The following is a 20,634-nucleotide window of genomic DNA, read 5'->3' as shown; positions in this document are numbered from 1 at the left end:
TCAACAAGCAGGAATTGAGCCCCTGATGCCCTAAGCGCTTGTGCTAAGCCGGCACAGCGGGCAGGGCGGGTGGTATGACGCCATCTTCGTGATCGTTGGCACCGGATTGATCCCCTTCCACGCAGCACGGATGGTCCGTATCCGGCGCCGCGCTACGCAGGTTCCCGGTCGACGCGCAGATTCCTGGGCGCCACCCACATAACCGCCGCACCGGGGAGCACGCGTGTCACCGGTGGGTTTTGCGCGTCGAGAACGGCGCAACGGGTACGACGGCGGCCCGCACCTTCGGGAGCGGGCCGCCGGTCATGCAAGGGGAGGTTAAGCCGTGGTCAGCACGGTCTTCAGCCAGCCTTCCTCGCGCCGGTCGAAGTTCAGGTAGGCGTCCACCACGTCGCTGATCGGCTCGTGCTGGGTGATGAATTTGGTGGGGTCGAACACACCGGAAGCCACGAGGTCCACCAGCGGCGGCGTGACGGAGCGGTGGTCGCAGTTGCCCATCCGGATGGTCAGGTTCTTGTTCATCGCCTGGCCGATCGGGTAGGTCATCATGGCCGGGCTGTACACCCCAATAATCCCGATCCGGCCGTACTTCCGCACCGTCTCCACGCTCCACTGGGAAACCTGGGAGGGGGCGTTGCCCGGCACCCAGTTCTCGCCCTGGACGTTCGTTGCGGGGGCCACTTCGGCCACCTCCCGGGCGAACTGTTCCGCCTGCTCCTCGCCCTTTGCCGCCGCAGGCCCGGCCCAGGGCCGCAGCGCATCCACGCCAACGGCGTCAATCACGGCGTCCACGCCAATCCCCAGTGTGGCCTCCTTCAGCGCCTCCACCGGGTCCTCGGCGTTGAAGTTGATCACGTCCGCGTTCTGGTCCAGCGCCTGCACCAGACGCGTTTCGATGCCGTCGATCGCGAACACCCGGGACGCGCCCTGCCGGAATGCCGACGCGATGGCCAGCTGCCCCACGATGCCCGCTCCGTATACGGCCACCGTGTCGCCTCGCTGGATGCCGGCCAGCTGCGCGCCGAACCACGCGGTGGGGAAGATGTCCGAAAGCAGGATGGCCTGTTCGTCGCTGACGTTGTCCGGCAGGGACGTCAGGGTGTTCGATGCCCACGGGATGCGGGCGTACTCGGCCTGCAGCCCGTTGATGGGGCCGGTGGTTTCGGGGCCGCCGAAGAAGCAGGTCCCCGCCTGCGGCCCGTTCGGGTTGGCGGTGTCGCACTGCGCGGTATGCCCGGCCCGGCACTGCCAGCACACCCCGCAGGACATCGTGGAGGACACGATCACGCGGTCCCCGGGGGCGAACCGGCGTACGGCCTTGCCCGCGGCAGTCACTTCGCCCACGGCCTCGTGGCCCAGAATGGTGCCTTCCTTCATCCCGGACATGGTGCCGCGGATGAAGTGGAGGTCCGTGCCGCAGATCGCACTGCGCGTGATGCGGACAATCGCGTCGTTCGGGTCCAGGATTGCCGGGTCATCAACGGTGTCCAGGCGGATATCGCCTTCACCGTGCCATACGAGAGCTTTCATGATGGGACTCCTTTACGGGTTACGCCGCCGATTAGGGTTCTGGTCATCAGGCGCTCCCTGCGCTGCGAGCACCCAGCTACGGAAATAGTAAGCCTACTGCCTATTTCGGTGTGCGGCCACAGAGAACACGTACGACGGCGGCGCCTCCTGGGTGCGGGCGCTGGCGACGCGCAGATTCCCTTCCGCTGCGCAGGTTCCTCTGCGCGTGCCGGATTTGGGCCGCGCAGGGGAGCATGCGCGTCGAGAATGAACCTGCGCGTCGAGAACCTGCGCGGGCGACGCGATCAGTTGGCCACGGTGAACGGAATTACGGTGACCCCGGAGTTGGTGGAGCCCAGCGTGTTGTCGCGGCACGACGTACGCAGGTGCAGCTTGTGGACGCCGTTGGCCATGGTGGTGGTGTCGATCGCAATGGGGGCGGACCCAAAGGGCTCAGGTCCGTACGGGCCTGCGGAATCCCAAAGCACCCTTCCCGGGTTAGCCGGCACGGCGTGGAAGTCCGGGTCGATTGCGATAAATGAGTGGGTCGCCGGGCGTGAGCCGCCGGGGTGGGTGGTCAGGCCCACTGTAGGCTCCCAGATGCCGGATACCGGACCGTCGGGAATGGGAACGTTCCGGACTGAGGACTCGCAGTACAGGGCGTGGGTGTACCAAGCCTTGCCCCGCAGGAACGCATTCCTTGTGACGTCAGACGGGGACTTGCCGTTCTGGATGTTGACCTGCCAGTTGAAGCTGGGTTGCATTTCGTTGCCGTCCGGCTCCAGGACGAACCCGCGGAAACGGACGTCCTGCAGGCCTGAGTGGTTGAACGCGGAGATTGGCCACGAGAACGTCACCCAGCGTTCGCAGGTTCCGTTGCACACAAAGTCGCCGGTGCCGCTGCTCGCTGGGCCGGCGCAGCTGAAGTTCGGTGTAGTGGCCCGCAGGTAACACTTCTGCACCGTGGTTTCCCTGTCGGGTGTTTTGAACACCATCGCGACGTAGTTGGCCGTGCCCGGGTTGTCGTGGAGGACCACGCGCACATTCACGGTGAGGTTGCCCGAACTGATCGTTTCGCGTTCCGGGATGCATGCCCCCAAGTGAACGTGGCCGGTATTGGTGATGGAATTGTTGGCTTGGTCGGTGTCCGGCATCCACCAGGCCTGAGCATCCACGAACTGCCGGGTTTCTCCATACGCCGTGCTGTCGGCGGCAGGTGCGCCGAGGCACGGTCCGGCGGCAGCGCGGGCAGTACTGGAATTCAGTGCCGGCATGACAGTGCAGCTCAAAACAACGGCAGTTACCAGTGCCAAGAAGCGTCTCATGACCATCCATCTTCCAAGTCGCCATCCCATTACCAGCATGATGATGGCCGGGTTTGGGGAGGCCTCGGCGCCTTCCGGCTTCCGCGGCCGGAGGGGCCGGTGTATGTCGATTCGGGAAAAGTGCGCGGCTGCGTTATGCCTGTCGCCGGCGTCGAAACGCCGAACCGTGAGATGTCTCGCTGTGATTTGGGCCACGAGGGCGTGGTCAGTATAAGCCCGGGCTCAGCGGCAAAACCAGAGTCGCCGGAGGGTATTACGACGGCGGCGCGGAACCTTTCGCAGGAGGTGACGGCGCCGCGCGGGTTTGCTTCGTCGTCTAGGAATAAGGTGGCCGTATGGAGTGCCGGATCAACGAAGTCCTGGTCCATTACGTCGAGCATGGCGCCGGCGTGCCGCTTGTTGCGTTAATGGCGCGGGTGTTGATCACCGCGAGATCGAGGCGGCAATTGAGGCCGTCGTTCCCGGCACGGGATACCGGCGGATCTATCCTGATCTGCCGGGGATGGGCCGATCGACGGCAGAGGGCCTCACCTCCAACAATGATGTGGTGGCGCTGCTCAGTGAATTCATCGACCACCTGGGCACGGGACCGGTGATGCTGGTCGGGCACTCCTATGGCGCCTACCTGGCTCGGGGAGTGGCCGCACAGCGGCCGGAAGGCGTGCTCGGCCTGGCGTTGTTGTGTCCCGTCGCGGAGCGGTCCGGAAGCGTGCCGGGCCACGAGGTGGTTGACCAGGACGCCGGCGCGTACGACGCACTCGAACCTGCGCAGCGGGCGGGGTTCGAGGACTATTTTGTCGTGCGCACACGGGCCACGGCTCGCCGGTACCGCGACTGCGTTGCGCCCGGTGCGGAGCTTGTGGACGAGGCCGCGCTGGGACGGATCTTCGCCGGGTGGACGGTCGACGTCGGGCCGGCCGTGTTCCCTGCGCCCACCTTGATCGTGGCAGGGCGACGCGATTCGGTCGTCGGATATGCCGACGCAGCCCAATTGCTCGAGTGCTACCCGCACGCCGCCCTGGCTGTCATTGAGGACGCCGGCCATGCGCTCATGCACGAGCGGCCCGAGCTGCTCGCCGCGTTGTTCGCCGACTGGCTCGATCGGGCCCGGCCAGAAGAAGGCGGGGCAGGCCCGCACGCTTGACGGGGTCCGCCGCTCCCGCATATCCTGAACGAACGGTCGGTAAATAATTCGGCACGTCCCAGACGGTCTTTGCATAGGAGCAACCATGGCAGCGCAGAACCTGCAGTCAGTGCCCGCTGAGCTAACCCCGGAAGAAGAAGCCGCAGGCCAGGCCCACTTCGACCGCATCATCGCCGAGGACTCGCGCATCGAGCCCCGCGACTGGATGCCCGCGGCCTACCGCAAGACCCTCCTGCGCCAGGTTTCCCAGCACGCGCACTCCGAGATCATCGGCATGCAGCCGGAAGCCAACTGGATCTCCCGCGCCCCCAGCCTCAAGCGCAAGGCCATCCTCATGGCCAAGGTCCAGGACGAGGCCGGCCACGGCCTCTACCTCTACTCCGCCGCCGAGACCCTCGGACAGTCCAGGGACAAGATGATGAACGACCTTATCGCCGGCAAGGCCCGCTACTCGTCCATCTTCAACTACCCGGCACTGACCTGGGCGGACATGGGTGCCATCGGCTGGCTGGTGGACGGCGCAGCCATCTGCAACCAGGTCCCGCTGTGCCGCGCATCGTACGGTCCCTACGGCCGCGCCATGGTCCGCATCTGCAAGGAAGAGTCCTTCCACCAGCGCCAGGGCTTCGAGATCCTGCTGGAACTTTCCAATGGCACCCCCGAGCAGAAGCAGATGGCCCAGGACGCCGTGAACCGCTGGTACGCCCCGGCCCTGATGATGTTCGGCCCGCCGGACGATGATTCGCCCAACTCCAAGCAGTCCATGGCCTGGAACATCAAGCGGTTCAGCAATGACGAGCTCCGCAGCCGCTTCGTGGGCATGATGGTGGAGCAGGTCCGGGTCCTGGGCCTCACCCTCCCGGATGACCAGGTCCGCTTCAACGAGGACACCAAAAAGTGGGAGCACGGCCCCCTTGACTGGCACGAGTTCCAGGAAGTCCTGGCCGGCCGCGGTCCCTGCAACGCCCAGCGCCTTGAGCGGCGGAGGGAAGCGCACGACGACGGCGCCTGGGTCCGCGAGGCAGCGGCGGCTTACGCAGCAAAACAGGCAGCAAAAGAGTCAATGACGACGAAGGAATACGCAGCATGAGCCCGCACGGCAACCCGGACGCCCCCGCAAGCGCCGCCACCGAAATCAACCGCGAAGCCCCCAAGGCATCCCCTGCTCCGCAGGAACACCATGACCGGAGCGCTTGGGGCCTGTGGGAGGTGTTCGTCCGCTCCAGCCGCGGCCTGAGCCACGTCCACGCCGGATCCCTGCACGCCCCGGACGCAGCCATGGCCCTCCGGAACGCACGGGACTTGTACACCCGCCGCAACGAGGGCGTCTCCATCTGGGTGGTCCCGGCCGACGCCATCGCCGCCAGCGATCCCGACTCCAAGGGCTCCTTCTTCGAGTCCCCGCAGGGCAAGGACTACCGGCACGCCACGTACTACACCAAGAGCGAAGGGGTAAAGCACCTGTGAGCACCCCCGACACCACTACCGGCCACGGCGACATCTCCACCGGTGTGGCCGGCGGCGATTCCAACGCCTCCGCCACCCGTATCACCCCCGGCAACGCCCTGCGCCCGGAGGACATCGCCCTCGAGGTCCGCACCGGCCTGGTGAAGCCCTCGGAGGACATCGCCGAGTACGCCCTCCGCCTGGGCGACGACGCCCTGATTCTCGCCCAGCGCCTGGGCCACTGGATCTCCCGCGCGCCGGAGCTGGAAGAGGACATCGCCCTGGGCAATATCGCCCTGGACCAGCTAGGCCACGCGCGCAGCTTCCTCACCTACGCCGGTGCCGCCATGACCAACGACGACGGCTCGGCCAAGTCCGAGGATGACCTGGCCTACTTCCGCCGCGAACACGAGTTCCGCAGCGTGCAGCTGTTCGAGCAGCCCAACGGGGACTTCGCGGCCACCATCGCCCGCCAGTTCGTGGTGAGCTACTACCAGTACGAGCTCTACCGCCGCCTCACCGGATCCACGGACGAGACCCTGGCTGCCATCGCCGCCAAGGCCGTGAAGGAAGTGGACTACCACCGGGACCACAGCGCCCAGTGGGTCCTGCGCCTGGCTGGCGGCACGGAGGAATCCCGCACCCGGATGATCCACGGCCTCCGGACCATGTGGCCGTACGTCAACGAACTGTTCCAGGACGATGACCTGACGCAGCGCCTCGCTGAGGCGGGTGCCGCCGTCGTGCCTTCCAGCCTGAGGGAAGACTTTGACCGGCTCACCGCCGAAATCCTCACGGAGGCTGAGCTGGAGGTCCCGGACGTGCCCGCGGCGCCGGGCGGCGGCCGGAACGGCAAGCACTCGGAGTACCTGGGCTACATCCTGGCGGAGATGCAGGTGCTGGCCCGCGAGCATCCCGGCGCCAGCTGGTGACGGCCGTGTACATTTCAGACTTCGAGACCCGCACCCGGACCCCGCAGCAGAAGGCGTGGGACATCGCGGCCACCGTTTGCGATCCGGAGATCCCCGTGCTCACCATCGCGGACCTGGGGATCCTGCGCAACGTGGAAGTACAAGACGGAAGCGTCACGGTCACCATCACGCCCACGTACTCGGGCTGCCCGGCCATGGAAGCCATCCGCGACGACCTCTACACAGCCTTCAAGAAGGAAGGCTACGACGACGTCCAGGTGGACCTGGTCCTGGCCCCGGCGTGGACCACGGACTGGATGACGGAGGCCGGGAAGCAGAAGCTGCAGCAGTACGGCATCGCCCCACCGTCCGGCAACAGCAAGGCCGGCGGCCACTCAGGCCCCATCCGGCTGAGCCTGGCCGTGAAGTGCCCGCAGTGCTCCAGCCTCAACACCAAGGAACTCACCCGCTTCGGCTCCACGTCCTGCAAGGCGCTGTATGTGTGCCAGGACTGCAAGGAACCGTTCGACTACTTCAAAGTCCTGTAAGGAACCCCCATGCCTGTTGTCCGCCAGACCACCGCCGAAGAGGCTGAGGTGACCGGCCGCCGTCGTCCGTCCTTCCACACCCTTGAGGTGCAGGAGGTGCGCCGGCTCACCGAGGACGCCATCGAGGTCAGCTTCCATGTGCCGGCCGAGCTCGCCGGCAAGTTCGACTACCTGCCCGGCCAGTATGTGGCCCTGCGCACCACGCTGCCGGATGAGAACGGCGAGCCGAAGGAAATCCGCCGCAGCTACTCCATCTGCGCGGAGCCGCGCAGCTTCCCGGACGGCACCAGCGAGATCCGGGTGGCCATCAAGAAGGACCTGGGCGGGCTGTTCTCCACGTGGGCCAACGCCGAGCTGAAGGCGGGGGACACTCTGGACGTGATGAGCCCCATGGGCGCGTTCGTGTCCAAGCACGGCCGGGACGGGCAGGCCGTGGAGCAGAACGTCATGAATTCCATGAACCACCCGGAGGAGCTCGCGGGGGAGGCGGGGAACTTCGTGGCCATCGCGGCGGGGTCCGGCATCACCCCGGTGATCGCCATCGCCCGGACGCTGCTGGCCGCCAACCCGGACACCCGGTTCGACCTGATCTACGCCAACAAGGCCGCCATGGACGTGATGTTCCTGGAGGAGCTGGCGGACCTGAAGGACAAGTACCCCCAGCGGCTCGCCATCCACCACGTACTCTCCCGCGAGCAGCGGATCGCGCCGCTGCTCTCCGGCCGGATCGACGCCGAGAAGCTGCAGCAGCTGCTGGGCACCGCCCTGCACGCGGACGATGTGGACGAATGGTTCCTGTGCGGGCCGTTCGAGCTGGTGCAGCTGTGCCGGGACACCCTGGCCGAGCGCGGGGTGAAACCGGAGAACGTCCGGTTCGAGCTGTTCACCTCCGGCAAGCCGGACCGCCCGGAGGGGCAGGCCGGCCGTCCCGTGGTGGTGGACGAGTCCAAGGAGACGTACAAGATCACGTTCAAGCTGGACGGCCTGCAGGGCGAGGTGGCCAGCCCCACGCACGCCCGCGAGTCCATCCTCAACGCCGCGCTGCGGGTGCGCCCGGACGTGCCGTTCGCGTGCGCCGGGGGAGTGTGCGGCACCTGCCGCGCCAAGGTGGTCACCGGCAGCGTGACCATGGACGAGAACTACGCGCTGGAGCAGGACGAGCTGGACAGGGGCTACGTTCTGACCTGCCAGAGCCACCCCACCAGCAAGGAAGTCACGGTCGACTTCGACGTCTAAGTCTTTCCCGGTTTCAACAGAGGAGTTCCATGATTTCCCTTTCCATCAGCAACGGCATCGCCGAGGTAGTGCTGGACGCACCGCAGAAGCTGAACTCGCTGGATGAGCAGGCGCTGCGGGATTTAACCCAGGCGTACGACGACGCTGCTGCCGCCGCCTCACGCGGTGAGGTGCGGGCGCTGCTGCTGAGGGGAGAGGGCCGGGCCTTCTGCGCGGGCCGGGACATCGCGGGCGTCACCCCGGAGAGCGACGACGCCGCCGCGTACCTGGGCGGGCTGGTGGAGCCTTTGCTGAAGAAGATGGCTTCTTTTCCCGCCCCCACCTTTGCCGCCGCCCAGGGCGCCTGCCTGGGCGTGGGGCTGGGGCTGCTGCTGGCCACGGACGTGGTGTACGTGGCGGAGAACGCCAAGTTCGGCTCGCCGTTCGCCAAGCTGGGCGCGACGCTGGACTCGGGCGGGCACTGGTACTTCACGGAGCGGCTGGGCATGCACCGGACGCTGGACCTGATCTACACGGCGGACCTGATCTCGGGTGCCGAGGCGGTGGCGCAGGGGATGTTCAGCCGTGCGATGCCGGCTGATTCGTTGTTGGAGTCCACGCGGGCGATTGTCGAGCGGGTGGCTTCGGGCGCGACGGGGGCGTTCGTTGCCTCGAAGGAGCTGGTGGCGCACATCCGCGACCAGCGTTTGGGCCTGTGGGAGGCCATGCAGGAGGAGAACCAGGAGCAGGCGCGGCTCTGCAAGACGGACGACTACGCGGAGGGTTTCCGGGCTTTCCAGGAGAAGCGTGAGCCGAAGTTCACCGGCAGCCACTGATTAAACCTCATCGATTGCTCCGTAACTGTCCTTTTCTGGGCCGAAAACGGCAGTTACGGAGCAATCGATGGAATTGGAGGGCTGCTGCCGCACGGCCGCGGCCCTCCAACCTGTCAAGCGGTGGGAAGGCTGCCCCTACCGGACTGCCACTTCCGATTCCAGTACCTCGTAGGCCGGTGTGGTGAGGAAGTCGGTGTAGTCCTCGGAAAGGCAGATCTCAGAAATGATGCGGGACGCCGGCTTGTAGTACCGGTTGAACAGTTCGTCGCCCACCTCGTTACGGAGCTTGTCCGTTTCCTCGGCCAGCAGGCCCTCGACCAGTTCGCGGGTTGACGTGTTCCCGGTGTCTGCGAAGACTACCCCGTTACGGATCTGCTGCCAGACCTGCGAACGCGAGATTTCCGCCGTCGCGGCATCTTCCATCAGGTTGTGGATGGCAACAGCCCCGTTCCCGGACAGCCACACTGCGGTGTAGGCGACGGAAACGTACAGGTTCCCGCGGAGACCGGCTTCGGTGGCCTCGCCGGGTGCTGACTCGATGTCGAGCAGTTGTTCGGCGGTGACATGGACCTCTGGGCGGGTCCGCTGCACCTGGTTGGGGGCGTCTCCCAGGACCCGGTCGAATACCTCCATGCAGATGGGAACGAGGTCCGGGTGCGCAACCCAGGAGCCGTCGAATCCGTCGTTGGCCTCGCGGGTCTTGTCTGCCCGTACTTTTGCGAATGCCTCTTCGGTGACTTCCGGCTGGCGGCGGTTCGGAATGACTGCTGCCATGCCACCCATGGCAAACGCCCCGCGCTGGTGGCAGGTCTTGACCAGAAGTTCGGTGTAGGCCCGCATAAAGGGAACGGTCATCGATACCGCTGCACGGTCGGGCAGGGTGAATTTCGTACCGGAATCGCGGAAATACTTGATGATGCTGAACAGGTAATCCCAGCGCCCCGCGTTGAGGCCGGAGGCATGGTCCCGCAGCTCATACAGGATCTCGTCCATCTCGAAGGCCGCGGGAATGGTTTCCACCAGGACGGTGGCCCGGATGGTTCCCTGGGGGATGCCGAGGGCGTCCTGTGCGAAAACGAAGATGTCGTTCCACAGCCGGGCTTCGAGGTGGCTTTCCATCTTCGGCAGGTAGTAGTAGGGGCCGTGGCCGTTCTCGAGGAGCTGCTTGGCGTTGTGGAAGAAGTGCAGTCCAAAGTCCACCAGGGCGCCGATGGCGGGCTTGCCGTCGAATTCCAGGTTCCGCTCCTCCATGTGCCAGCCGCGGGGGCGCATTATGACGACGGCGGTGGGCGCGTCGGTGCGAAGGGCGTATGTCTTGCCCTCGGGGGACGTGTAGGCCAAGGTTCCGCGTGCGGCGTCGTACAGCGAGAGTTGGCCGTCGATGACGTTGAACCAGGTGGGGCAGCTGGCGTCCTCCAGGTCTGCCAGCCAAACTTTTGCCCCCGAATTCAGGGCGTTGATCGCCATCTTGGCGGGGGAGCAGGGGCCGGTGATTTCTACCCGGCGGTCCTGCAGGGCGGGTGGCGCCGAGGCAACGGTCCAGTCGCCGTCGCGGACGGCTGCTGTCTCGGGCAGGAAGTCCAGGGTTCCGGTCTTTGCGGCTTCTGAACGGCGCTCCTGCCGTGCAGCAAGGCGGGCATCGCGCTCGGCGGCGAAGCGTGCATGGAGCGCGGCGAGGAACTCCAGGGCTTCCGGTGTCAGGATTTCGGCGGCGCGGTCAAAGGGCAGGTCAGCGGTTCGGGTCAGGGGCATTGGATTGTCCTTTCTGCGATTTTCACGATACGGACATTATGTTCTGCCAGATGAAAAAACAAGGGCCTCAGAAAAATCGGTCAGACCATTGACGATCGGTCAGACCAATACATACAGTTTGTCCACGAGGCAATATCTCAATCTCACTTTGTGGAATTTCTGCTCGGCGTCTCTTATCCCATTCATGCGCCCCACCCTCCCCGCTCCAAATACAAAGGAGTTTTTTGTGAGCACTTACCAGCAAGTCGTGGACCCTCTCTGGGGTTCACTCGGCCTGTCCGCGCTCTGCGCGGCATTGCCGTTGATTCTCCTGTTTGTCCTGCTGGGCGTCTTCCGGGTGAAAGCGGCCAAAGCCGCCATCGCCAGCCTGGCGCTGTCCATCATCCTGGCCCTGATGATCTGGCGTATGCCTGTGGACCAGGTCTTCAGCGCCACGGCCGAAGGAGCCTTCTACGGCCTGTTCCCCATCCTGTGGATCCTCATCAACGCGCTCTGGCTCTACAAACTCACGGTGGCCACGCCTTGGTTTGATGCCCTGGGCCGGACCATCCGCTCCATCTCCAACGACCTGCGGATCCTCTCGATCCTGATTGCGTTCTGCTTCGGCGCGCTCCTCGAATCACTCGCCGGTTTCGGCGCCCCCGTTGCCATCACGTCGGCGATGCTGATGGCCGCCGGCATGAAGCCGCTGAAATCCGCCATCGTCTCGCTTTTGGCCAACACCGCCCCGGTGGCCTTTGGTGCCATGGCCGCGCCCATCATCGCCCTGAACGGCGTGACCGGCCTGTCGCTGCACGACCTGTCCTCGATGGCCGGCCGCCAGACCCCCTTCATCGCCCTCATCGTGCCGCTGCTCCTGGTCTTCATCGTGGACGGCAGGCGCGGCCTCAAGCAGACCTGGCCCGTTGCACTGGTGGCCGGCGCAGTCTTTGGCATCTTCCAGTTCATCACGTCCAACTTCATCGCTGTGGAACTGACCGACGTCGTGGCTGCTGTGGCTACCGTGGCCGCCGTGCTGCTGATGCTCCGTGTCTGGCAGCCGCGGGAGATCATTGATATGTCCGGGCAGTCCGGCGGGTCAGGCGATCTTGAGGAAGAACGTCCCTCCGGCCCGTCATCCTCCAGCCGCGGTTCGGCAAGGATACCGGCATCCGCATCGGTTACGGAGGCTGTCTCCGCGGCTGCGACCACCCGGGTCGCGGTGCGGCCCAGCGCCACGGAGCGGCCCGTCCGCCGGGAAATCTGGATGGCTGTGGCGCCCTACCTGATCATCATGGCCGTCTTCTCCATCGCCCAGATCCCGGCAGTCAAGGACTGGCTGAGCGCCAACGGAAGCGTCAGCTTCGCATGGCCGGGCCTGGACGTCGTGGACGCCGGCGGGAAGCACGTTGCTGCGCAGAAGTTCAAGTTCGACCATCTCAAAGCCACCGGAACCCTGCTTCTGGTCTCCGGCCTCATCACCATGGTCCTGTACCGCCTGTCGGCAGCCCAGGGCCTGCGCATCTACTGGGAAACTTTGAAGCAGCTGCGCTGGACCATCCTCACGGTCACCACCGTCCTGGCCCTGTCCTTCGTCATGAACCTGTCCGGACAGACCACCTCCCTGGGCCTCGCCCTCGCGTCCGCCGGCGGCTTCTTCGCCTTCCTCTCGCCGCTGATCGGCTGGATCGGCGTGGCCCTCACCGGCTCGGACACATCATCCAACTCACTCTTCGGGCAGATGCAGGCCACCGCCGCCGCACAGACCGGCCTCTCGCCGGTGCTGATGGCCGCCTCCAACTCCTCGGCCGGCGTGATGGGCAAGATGCTTTCGCTGCAAAACCTGGCCGTCGCCTCAGCGGCGGTGGGCCTGGAAGGCGCCGAGGGCACGCTGTTCCGCAAGTTGATCGGCTGGAGCCTGGGCCTGCTGGCCCTGATCACGGTGCTGATCGTCCTGCAGTCCACCCCGGTACTCGGCTGGATGGTCCCCTAGCCGGCGCCACCCTTGCACACCGGGAATACGGCCGGGCGGAGCGGTTCCGCCCGGCCGAGTGCCCAAAGAACCCACCCTAGAAAACAAAGAGGTTTCCTTCCCATGAGTACAACTACAGCTGTCACAGCATCAGCAGCGCTCTTGGCTGCAAGCGCGCACGCCTCCACGGACCTCGACGAGCGGGTCAGGGTAAGCACGGACCGTTCCGGTTACGTTCCGCCGAGCCTGCCCGACGGCGTCGTTTATGCCACCAGTGCCGAAGAGGTTGTGGCAACCATGAACCTTGCCGCGGCCCACAATGTCCCGGTGGTTCCCCGGGGAGCCGGAACGGGCCTTGCCGCCGGAGCTTCCGCGCAGGCCGGGGAAGTGGTCCTTGACCTGGCCCGGATGAACCGGATCCTGCACATCGATCCTGTGGAGCAGCTGGCGGTGGTTGAACCCGGCGTCCTCAACGCGGAGGTGAATGCGGCCGCGGGGGAGCATGGACTCTTCTATGCGCCGGACCCGGCCAGCACGGCAATCTGCTCCATCGGCGGCAATATTGCCACCAATGCCGGCGGAATGTGGTGCGCAAAATATGGCGTGACACGCGAATCCGTGCTCGCGCTCCGCGTGGTCCTGCCCGACGGCCGGGAGCTGCGGACCGGGCGGAACACCATCAAGGGCGTCACGGGGTATGACCTGAACGCTCTGATGATCGGGTCGGAAGGAACGCTGGGCGTGGTGGTGGAAGCAACCCTTCGTTTGCGGCCCAAGCCCATCCAGACCGCCACCGTCGCCGCCTATTTCCCGGATGTGGACGCCGCCGCGCTGGCAGCATCCGCCATCATCGCCGCCCGGCTGCAGCCCTCGGTGCTGGAACTCATGGACGGCCCCACGCTGGAAGCCGTCGATACCGTGCACGGCACCAACCACCGGTCCAAGGGCGGCGCCTTCCTGCTGGCGCAGACTGACGGGTACGGCGCGTTCCTTGAGCAGGACGTCCTGCTCAAGGCCATCGAACCCTTTGCCAGCCACGTCGAGAAAGCCGTGGACCTGGCGGCAGCGGATGCGCTAGTGGCCACGCGGCGGGAAGCGATTCCGTCCCTTGAGAAAATGGGCCGCGTGTCCATCTGCGACATCGGCGTGCCGCGGAACCGGCTGGCAGATGTCTTTGCGGGGCTGGAGGACATCTCCCGGAAGACGGGGGTCCGGATCTTCAATGTGGCACACGCAGCGGACGGCAACCTGCACCCGATGATCGTCGTCGAACCCGATGAATCCATCACGGAAGGACCGGCCAAAAAGGCCCTAGGCGACATGTTTTACCTGGCGCAGCGACTGGGTGGCACCCTGACCGGGGAACACGGCGTCGGCCTGCTCAAGCGCGATTGGCTCGAGGACGAGCTCGGCAGCACCTCGCTCGAACTCCAACGCTCCATCCGCAGCGTCTTCGACCCGCAGGGAATCCTCAATCCCGGCAAAGCAATCTAAGCCGGAAAACCCGTCCCACGGTTCCTTCACCCGCTTCTGTCCTGCTGCGCCGGTTTTCCGCGGCGCCGCAGGACAGGACGCAGGTGCTGGTTGTTAGGGCAGGATGGATCCATGACCAAACCTTCGGTGGCGCCGGGATCCAAGCGGACGTACGACGTCCTGGTAGAGGATATTGAGGCGGGGCTCCGCTCAGGCCGGTTCAAAATCGGGGATCAACTGCCTGGTGAACGGATACTGGCGGAAACCTACGGCATTTCGCGCGCTTCAGTGCGCGAAGCCATGCGCCTGCTGGACGCCATGGGGGTCCTTCGAAGTTCCAACAGGTCCGGCCCCAAGTCTGGCTCGGTCATCGTTTCCGAGCCGTCAGCCGGCTTGTCCGCCACCCTTCGCCTGCACATTGCCAGCAGCCGTCTTCCGGTTGAGGAGATCGTCGAAGCCCGGATTCTCTTGGAAACCTGGGCAGCCCGGACGGCGGCCCTGCATGACGACCCGGCCGGGATCCAACGCGCCAGGGAACTGCTCGAGGCCATGGATGCTCCGGACATAGACCCCGATGCCTTCCACGCCCTCGACGCAGAGTTCCACCTGGCCCTCAGTGCCATGGCCGGTAACACGGTTATCGAAACGATCATGGAGTCGCTGAGCGGCTCCATCCGGGGCTACATCAAGGACGCCCTTGATGCCCTTGGGCAGTGGCCCATGGTGCTCGAACAGCTGAGGGCCCACCACCACGGGATCTTCGATGCTGTGGAAGCGAAGGACCCTGAGCGCGCCGCGGAGCTGCTCCGGGGCCATATCGCCTGGCTGTACGAACAGACAGCTGACGGGGCGCGCTGAGTTATTGCCGCGCCAGCCCTGACGGCAGGTCCGCCTCCGGGCCCGCCTCGCCGCCCATCGCGGCCACCAGGCGCTCGCGCGCGCGTCCCAGGTGCTGGTCGAGGAGCTGGGCGGCCTCTTCGCCTTGTCCGGCCTCGATCAGCTTCAGGAGCTTTTCGTGTTCGGCCTGGATCAAAGTGGTGTCCAGGAGGTGCAGCGACTGTACCCGGGACATGCACAGGCGCACTTCTGCCACCAGGGACGAGTACATCCTGCTGATCCGCTCATTCCCCACGGCGTCGATCAGGCTGGTGTGGAACCGCATGTCCGGTTCCACCACGTCCAGCGGCGCTCCGGTGGCCAGCGCCGCGATATCGCGGTTGGCCTGTACCGCCCCGGCGGGCACCGTGCGTGCGGCGGCGAGCCGACGAAGCACTTCGCTCTCCAGGTACGCCCGGGCCAGGTAGATATCGCGCACCGATTCCGGTCCCAGGTCCGCCACCCGGGCGGTCTTGTGCGTGCCGCGAACCAGCAGGCCCTCGGCCACCAGCTTCTCGATGGCTGCCTTGGCGGTGGGGCGTGCCACGTCGTAGGACGTGGCCACGTCGGTCTCCGTCAGCGCATGGGCGGAGGGTAACTCACCGGAGAAAATGCGGAGCCGGAGATCCGAGGCCACCGCTTCCACTATCGAGACAGCTGCAATACGGCCGGCCACAGATCTCCGTTCCAACAAACAGGTTTCCAGCAAACAAGGGGTGTGTCCGTTCCATTTTGCCAGACAAGTATTCATCGCTCTTGACGGACATGTGTACTTGTTAGACAATCGAGGGGCCGTCACGCCGGTGTGGCGCTGCTCACCATCTGGAGTCATATGTTTCAGCAGATCCTCGAGCCCATCGCCGGGTCCCTCCTTCTTTCCGCCTTATGTGCGGCCCTTCCCCTGGTCCTGCTGTTCGTCCTGCTGGGCGTCTTCCGGGTCAAAGCCGCCAAAGCGGCCATCGCCAGCTTGGTCCTGTCCTTCGTCCTGGCCGTCGCAGGCTGGCGGATGCCTCTGGACCAGGCCCTCAGCGCCACCGCTGCGGGCATCTTTTACGGGCTGTTTCCCATCCTGTGGATCCTCGTCAATGCGCTCTGGATCTACAAGCTCACCGTGGCCACGCCCTGGTTCGATGCCCTGGGCCGGACCATCCGCTCCATCTCCAACGACCTGCGGATCCTCTCGATCCTGATTGCGTTCTGCTTCGGCGCGCTCCTCGAATCGCTCGCAGGCTTCGGCGCTCCCGTCGCGATCTCCGCAGCCATGCTGATGGCCGCCGGCATGAAACCGCTCAAGTCCGCCGTCGTCTCGCTGCTGGCCAACACCGCCCCGGTGGCCTTTGGTGCCATGGCCGCGCCCATCATCGCCCTGAACGGCGTCACTGGCCTGTCGCTGCACGACCTCTCTTCGATGGCCGGGCGCCAGACCCCCTTCATCGCCCTCATCGTGCCGCTGCTCCTGGTCTTCATCGTGGACGGCAGGCGCGGCCTCAAGCAGACCTGGCCCGTTGCGCTGGTGGCCGGCGCCGCGTTCGCCGTCGCGCAGTTCATCACCTCCAACTTCCTCGCCGTGGAACTGACCGACGTGGTGGCCGCGGTGGTCACGGTGGCGGCGGTGCTGCTGATGCTGAAGGCCTGGCAGCCGAAAGAGTCGGTGCGCGTGGAAGGATCGGTACAGGATGTGTCAATTCCAGCCATGGCCGGCGGAAAGAGTGCGGTCAGCAACGGCACGCAGGTAAGCACGACGGCGGGTGCCCGGCAGGAGAGCGTTCCGGGCCGTTCCGGAGTCCCCACGGACACTACCCGCCCGGCGCCCCGTGAGGTGTGGCTCGCCGTCGCGCCCTACCTGATCATCATCGCCGTGTTTTCCATCGCCCAGATCCCGTTCATCAAAACCTGGCTGGGGCAGGTGGGCACTGTGACGTTCGCCTGGCCCGGCCTGCACATCGAGGACTCGGAGGGCAAAGCGGTAGCGGCCACCAAGTTCAAGCTGGACCACCTCAAATCCACCGGGACGCTGCTGCTGCTCTCCGGCCTGCTCACCATGGCGCTGTACAGAATCCCGGTCGGCAAAAGCCTGCGCGTCTATGGGGAAACCCTGAAGCAGCTGCGCTGGACCATCGTCACGGTCACCACCGTCCTGGCCCTGTCCTTCGTCATGAACCTATCCGGGCAGACCACCACGCTGGGATTTGCGCTTGCCTCGGCCGGCGGATTCTTCGCCCTCCTTTCGCCGCTGATCGGCTGGATCGGCGTGGCCCTCACCGGCTCGGACACATCATCCAACTCGCTCTTCGGCCAGATGCAGGCCACCGCCGCCGGGCAGACCGGACTCTCCCCGGTGCTGATGGCCGCCGCCAACTCCTCGGCCGGCGTCATGGGCAAGATGCTCTCCCTGCAGAACCTGGCCGTCGCCGCCGCCGCGGTGGGACTGGAAGGCTCAGAGGGCACCCTGTTCCGCAAGCTGATCGGCTGGAGCCTTGGCCTGCTGGCCCTCATCACGGTACTGATCTTCCTGCAATCCACCCCGCTGCTGGACTGGATGGTGCCCTGATGCAGAAACTCGAATTCTTCCGGCAGGCAGTGGCCGATCCCGCGCAGGTGAAGACCCGTGCCATCGACCTGCACGCCAACGCCCATGACGCCTCGCACTTCCTGCTCATCCCCCAGGCGGTGGCCGTGGCCAAGGACGCCGCGGAGGTGGGCGCCCTGCTCCGGGCCAGCGCGGCGCAGGGCGTTCCGCTCACCCTTCGCTCCGGCGGCACCAGCCTCAGCGGACAGGCCGTCACGGACGGCGTGCTGGTGGACGTGCGCCGCAACTTCCGGGATGTTGAAGTGCTCGACGGCGGCGCGCGAGTCCGCGTGCAGCCGGGGGTCACGGTGCGTGCCCTGAATGCGCGGCTGGCGCCCTACGGGCGCAAGTTCGGGCCGGACCCGGCCAGCGAGGCCGCGTGCACCATCGGCGGCGTGGTGGCGAACAACTCCTCGGGCATGAACTGCGGAACGGTGGACAATGCGTACCGCACGCTCGAGTCGCTCACCGTGGTGCTGCCGTCCGGGACGGTAATTGACACCGGGGCAACGGACGCGGACACCCGGCTGCGGACGCTGGAACCGGAACTGTATGACGGCTTGGTGCAGCTCGCGGCAAGGGTGCGGGGGAACAGCGATTCCGTGAACCGCATCAGGCAGCAGTTCAGCATGAAGAACACCATGGGCTACGGCCTGAACTCCCTGTTGGACTACAAGCGTCCGGTGGAAATGCTGGCGCACCTGATCGTCGGCAGCGAAGGCACCCTGGGCTTCGTGGCAGAGGCGGTGTTCCGGACCATCCCGCGGCTTTCGCACTCCGCCACCGGCCTGCTTGTCTTCCCGGACCTGCAGGCCGCCAACGCCGCTTTGCCGGCGCTGGTGGACACCCGCGCCGCCACGGTGGAACTCCTGGACGCGCTCTCGCTCAAGGTGGGCCAGACGCTGAAGGGAACTCCCGCCGTCGTACGCGACCTTGCGGTGCGCGAACACGCGGCGCTGCTGGTGGAATACTCCGCCGGGCAGCCGGACCAGGTTGCGGCACTGCGCGAGGTGGGCGAACGCGCCCTCGCCGGCCTGAAGCTGGCCGCTCCGGCGCAGTTCACTGCTGATGCGTCCGCACGCGCCCAGCTGTGGCACCTGCGCAAGGGTCTGTACGCCTCGGTGGCGGGTGCCCGGCCGCAGGGGACCACCGCGCTGCTGGAGGACATCGTGGTGCCGGTCCCGGTCCTGGGCCGCACGTGCCGTGAATTGATAAGGCTGTTCGACAAGTACCGGTACGAAAACAGCGTGATCTTTGGGCACGCGAAGGACGGCAACGTCCACTTCATGCTCACGGACGGCTTCGCCACGGCGGAGGAGCTGGACAGGTACAGCGCGTTCACCGAGGACATGGTGGACCTGGTCCTGGGGGAGGACGGCTCTCTCAAGGCGGAGCACGGCACCGGCCGGGTGATGGCACCGTATGTGCGGCGGCAGTACGGGAACGAGCTGTACGCCGTAATGCGCCGGATCAAGGAGCTGTTCGATCCCGCCGGCATGCTCAATCCCGGCGTGCTCATGGACGATGATCCCCAGGCGCACCTGCGGCACATCAAGACGGCGCCGCCGGTGGCGGAGGAAGTGGACCGCTGCGTCTCCTGCGGGTACTGCGAACCGGTGTGCCCCAGCAAGGACCTGACCCTGACGCCGCGCCAGCGCATCGTCACCCTGCGGGCCATCGAGGCTGCACGGCTTGCCGGCGACACGGCGTTGGTGAAACAGCTGGAGCGGGACTATGACTACGAGTCCGTGCAGACCTGCGCCGTGGACGGCATGTGCCAGACGGCCTGCCCCGTGGACATCAACACCGGGCTGCTGGTCAAGCGGTTGCGCCGCGAGGACGGCGGTCCGGTGGCCAACGGGGCCTGGAACGCTGCGGCCAAGCACTGGAGCGGGGTCACACGCGGGGCCTCGCTGGCCCTGACCGTGGTGGACAGGCTGCCGGCCCCGGCAGTAGTGGGCCCCAACAAGGCGGCGCGTGCGGTGCTGGGCACGGACACGGTGCCGCTGTACTCGCCCGAGCTGCCCGGCGGCGGTTCCGCACGGAAGCGCCCGACGCCGGACCGGGCACCGGACGCCGTCTACTTCCCCGCCTGCGTGGGGACGATGTTCGGGCCGGCCGATACGGGTTCCGAACCAAGTGGTCCCGCTGGCGGACGGGGAGTCCAGTACAGCCTGGAGCAGCTGTGTGAACGGGCCGGGATCACGCTGCTGGTCCCGGAGGGCATCGATTCACTCTGCTGCGGGACCCCGTGGTCGTCGAAGGGAATGGGGGCCGGCCAGGCGACCATGAAGGAGAAGACCCTGGCAGCGCTGCGGGAGGCAACCCGGGACGGCGAGCTGGCCATCATCTGTGATGCGTCGTCCTGCACCGAGGGCCTCCGGCAGGTGGTGGAAGCCGACGACCCGCTGGTGGGCCAGCGGCCGCTGCGGATCGTTGATGCCGTGGACTTCGTCGCCGAGCACATCCTGCCCGGGCTGCCGGAGCACGCAAAGCTCGAGTCGCTGGCTTTGCACCCCACCTGCTCCTCTACACGGATGGGGATCAACGGTGCCCTGGAATCGGTGGCCCAGGCCGTGGCGGAGAAGGTGGATGTGCCGGTGAACTGGGGCTGCTGCGCCTTCGCGGGGGACCGTGGAATGCTCCACCCCGAGCTCACCGCCTCCGCCACCCGGGAGCAGGCTTTGGAAGTGGGGCAACTGGGCGCGTCGGCGCACGCCTCGTGCAACCGCACCTGCGAGCTGGGCATGACCCGCGCAACGGGCCAGGACTACAAGCACGTCCTGGAACTGCTGGAAGAGGTCACGCGGTAGGGGACCGGAACCTCCCCGCCACGTTCCCGGGAGCAGCGGATCGCGCCGCTGCTCAGTGGCCGGATCGACGCCGAGAAGCTGCAGCCGTTCGCGTGCGCCGGGGGAGTGTGCGGCACCTGCCGGGCCAAGGTGGTCACCGGCAGCGTGACCATGGACGAGAACTACGCGCTGGAGCAGGATGAGCTGGACAAGGGCTACGTCCTGACCTGCCAGAGCCACCCCACCAGCAAGGAAGTCACGGTCGACTTCGACGTCTAGGTCTTTCT

At 66.1% G+C, this 20,634-nt stretch carries 16 protein-coding genes and 1 pseudogene; 13 read left to right on the top strand and 4 right to left on the bottom strand.

Annotated features, from left to right (window positions below; translation table 11 throughout):
- Positions 1-318: 318 nt before the first annotated feature.
- Both FBY33_RS00445 and FBY33_RS00440 read right to left on the bottom strand, forming a co-directional pair.
- Positions 319-1,530 (bottom strand): alcohol dehydrogenase catalytic domain-containing protein, encoded by a 1,212-nt coding sequence (locus tag FBY33_RS00445; protein WP_142028809.1) that lies wholly within the window; start codon positions 1,528-1,530, stop codon positions 319-321.
- A 284-nt stretch (positions 1,531-1,814) separates the two neighbouring features.
- Entirely contained in the window at positions 1,815-2,783 is a 969-nt protein-coding gene (locus FBY33_RS00440) for a hypothetical protein (protein ID WP_142028808.1), read from the bottom strand.
- A gap of 391 nt (positions 2,784-3,174) precedes the next feature.
- Between FBY33_RS00440 and FBY33_RS00435 the strand changes: the two genes are divergently transcribed.
- The 7 genes from FBY33_RS00435 to FBY33_RS00405 all read left to right on the top strand — a co-directional run bounded on the left by FBY33_RS00435 (position 3,175) and on the right by FBY33_RS00405 (position 8,934).
- Positions 3,175-3,978 (top strand): alpha/beta fold hydrolase, encoded by an 804-nt coding sequence (locus FBY33_RS00435; RefSeq protein ID WP_327436732.1) that lies wholly within the window; start codon positions 3,175-3,177, stop codon positions 3,976-3,978.
- 85 nt (positions 3,979-4,063) lie between these two features.
- Positions 4,064-5,068 carry a 1,2-phenylacetyl-CoA epoxidase subunit PaaA gene (gene paaA / locus FBY33_RS00430; RefSeq protein ID WP_142028807.1) on the top strand — a complete coding sequence of 335 codons (1,005 nt, stop codon included), beginning with the start codon at positions 4,064-4,066 and terminating at the stop codon, positions 5,066-5,068.
- Positions 5,065-5,445, top strand: coding sequence for a 1,2-phenylacetyl-CoA epoxidase subunit PaaB (gene paaB / locus FBY33_RS00425; protein ID WP_056329133.1), 381 nt, complete (start codon positions 5,065-5,067; stop codon positions 5,443-5,445). The genes paaA and paaB overlap by 4 nt, the downstream gene beginning before the upstream one ends.
- Positions 5,442-6,356: a 1,2-phenylacetyl-CoA epoxidase subunit PaaC gene (paaC, locus tag FBY33_RS00420; RefSeq protein WP_142028806.1), complete on the top strand. Its 915-nt coding sequence runs from the start codon at positions 5,442-5,444 to the stop codon at positions 6,354-6,356. Before paaB ends, paaC begins: the two co-directional genes overlap by 4 nt.
- A gap of 5 nt (positions 6,357-6,361) precedes the next feature.
- Positions 6,362-6,883, top strand: a complete 522-nt coding sequence (paaD, locus tag FBY33_RS00415) for a 1,2-phenylacetyl-CoA epoxidase subunit PaaD (RefSeq protein ID WP_142028805.1) — start codon at positions 6,362-6,364, stop codon at positions 6,881-6,883.
- 9 nt (positions 6,884-6,892) lie between these two features.
- The gene (gene paaE, locus FBY33_RS00410) at positions 6,893-8,119 is read left to right on the top strand and encodes a 1,2-phenylacetyl-CoA epoxidase subunit PaaE (protein WP_142028804.1); all 1,227 of its coding nucleotides are present in this window, start codon (positions 6,893-6,895) and stop codon (positions 8,117-8,119) included.
- Between the two features lie 29 nt (positions 8,120-8,148).
- Positions 8,149-8,934, top strand: a complete 786-nt coding sequence (locus FBY33_RS00405; RefSeq protein ID WP_142028803.1) for an enoyl-CoA hydratase/isomerase family protein — start codon at positions 8,149-8,151, stop codon at positions 8,932-8,934.
- Positions 8,935-9,069: 135 nt separating this feature from the next.
- Here FBY33_RS00405 and aceB read toward each other — a convergent pair whose 3' ends face one another.
- Positions 9,070-10,686, bottom strand: coding sequence for a malate synthase A (aceB, locus tag FBY33_RS00400; protein ID WP_142028802.1), 1,617 nt, complete (start codon positions 10,684-10,686; stop codon positions 9,070-9,072).
- A 226-nt stretch (positions 10,687-10,912) separates the two neighbouring features.
- Here aceB and FBY33_RS00395 point away from each other — a divergent pair, with 226 nt between their 5' ends.
- The 3 genes from FBY33_RS00395 (at position 10,913) to FBY33_RS00385 (ending at position 14,968) form a co-directional block, all read left to right on the top strand.
- Complete coding sequence (locus tag FBY33_RS00395) at positions 10,913-12,658, top strand: L-lactate permease (protein WP_235010217.1); 1,746 nt, start codon at positions 10,913-10,915, stop codon at positions 12,656-12,658.
- Positions 12,659-12,760: 102 nt separating this feature from the next.
- The gene (locus FBY33_RS00390; RefSeq protein WP_142028800.1) at positions 12,761-14,131 is read left to right on the top strand and encodes an FAD-binding oxidoreductase; all 1,371 of its coding nucleotides are present in this window, start codon (positions 12,761-12,763) and stop codon (positions 14,129-14,131) included.
- 111 nt (positions 14,132-14,242) lie between these two features.
- Entirely contained in the window at positions 14,243-14,968 is a 726-nt protein-coding gene (locus FBY33_RS00385) for a FadR/GntR family transcriptional regulator (protein ID WP_142028799.1), read from the top strand.
- A 1-nt stretch (position 14,969) separates the two neighbouring features.
- On the opposite strand, the gene FBY33_RS00380 is transcribed toward FBY33_RS00385, so the two are convergent.
- Positions 14,970-15,662, bottom strand: coding sequence for a GntR family transcriptional regulator (locus tag FBY33_RS00380; protein ID WP_142028798.1), 693 nt, complete (start codon positions 15,660-15,662; stop codon positions 14,970-14,972).
- A gap of 156 nt (positions 15,663-15,818) precedes the next feature.
- Between FBY33_RS00380 and FBY33_RS00375 the strand changes: the two genes are divergently transcribed.
- The 3 genes and pseudogenes from FBY33_RS00375 to FBY33_RS00365 form a co-directional block, all read left to right on the top strand.
- Positions 15,819-17,537, top strand: coding sequence for an L-lactate permease (locus tag FBY33_RS00375; protein WP_142028797.1), 1,719 nt, complete (start codon positions 15,819-15,821; stop codon positions 17,535-17,537).
- Entirely contained in the window at positions 17,537-20,368 is a 2,832-nt protein-coding gene (locus FBY33_RS00370) for an FAD-binding and (Fe-S)-binding domain-containing protein (protein WP_142028796.1), read from the top strand. Before FBY33_RS00375 ends, FBY33_RS00370 begins: the two co-directional genes overlap by 1 nt.
- Positions 20,369-20,626 (top strand): annotated as a pseudogene (locus tag FBY33_RS00365) (2Fe-2S iron-sulfur cluster-binding protein); the annotation flags it as partial.
- Between the last annotated feature and the right edge of the window lie 8 nt (positions 20,627-20,634).

The sequence above is a fragment of the Arthrobacter sp. SLBN-112 genome (genome assembly GCF_006715225.1).
Lineage (GTDB): Bacteria > Actinomycetota > Actinomycetes > Actinomycetales > Micrococcaceae > Arthrobacter.
The sequence above is the reverse complement of the archived record's forward strand: the minus strand, read 5'-3'. Positions and strand labels throughout refer to the sequence as shown.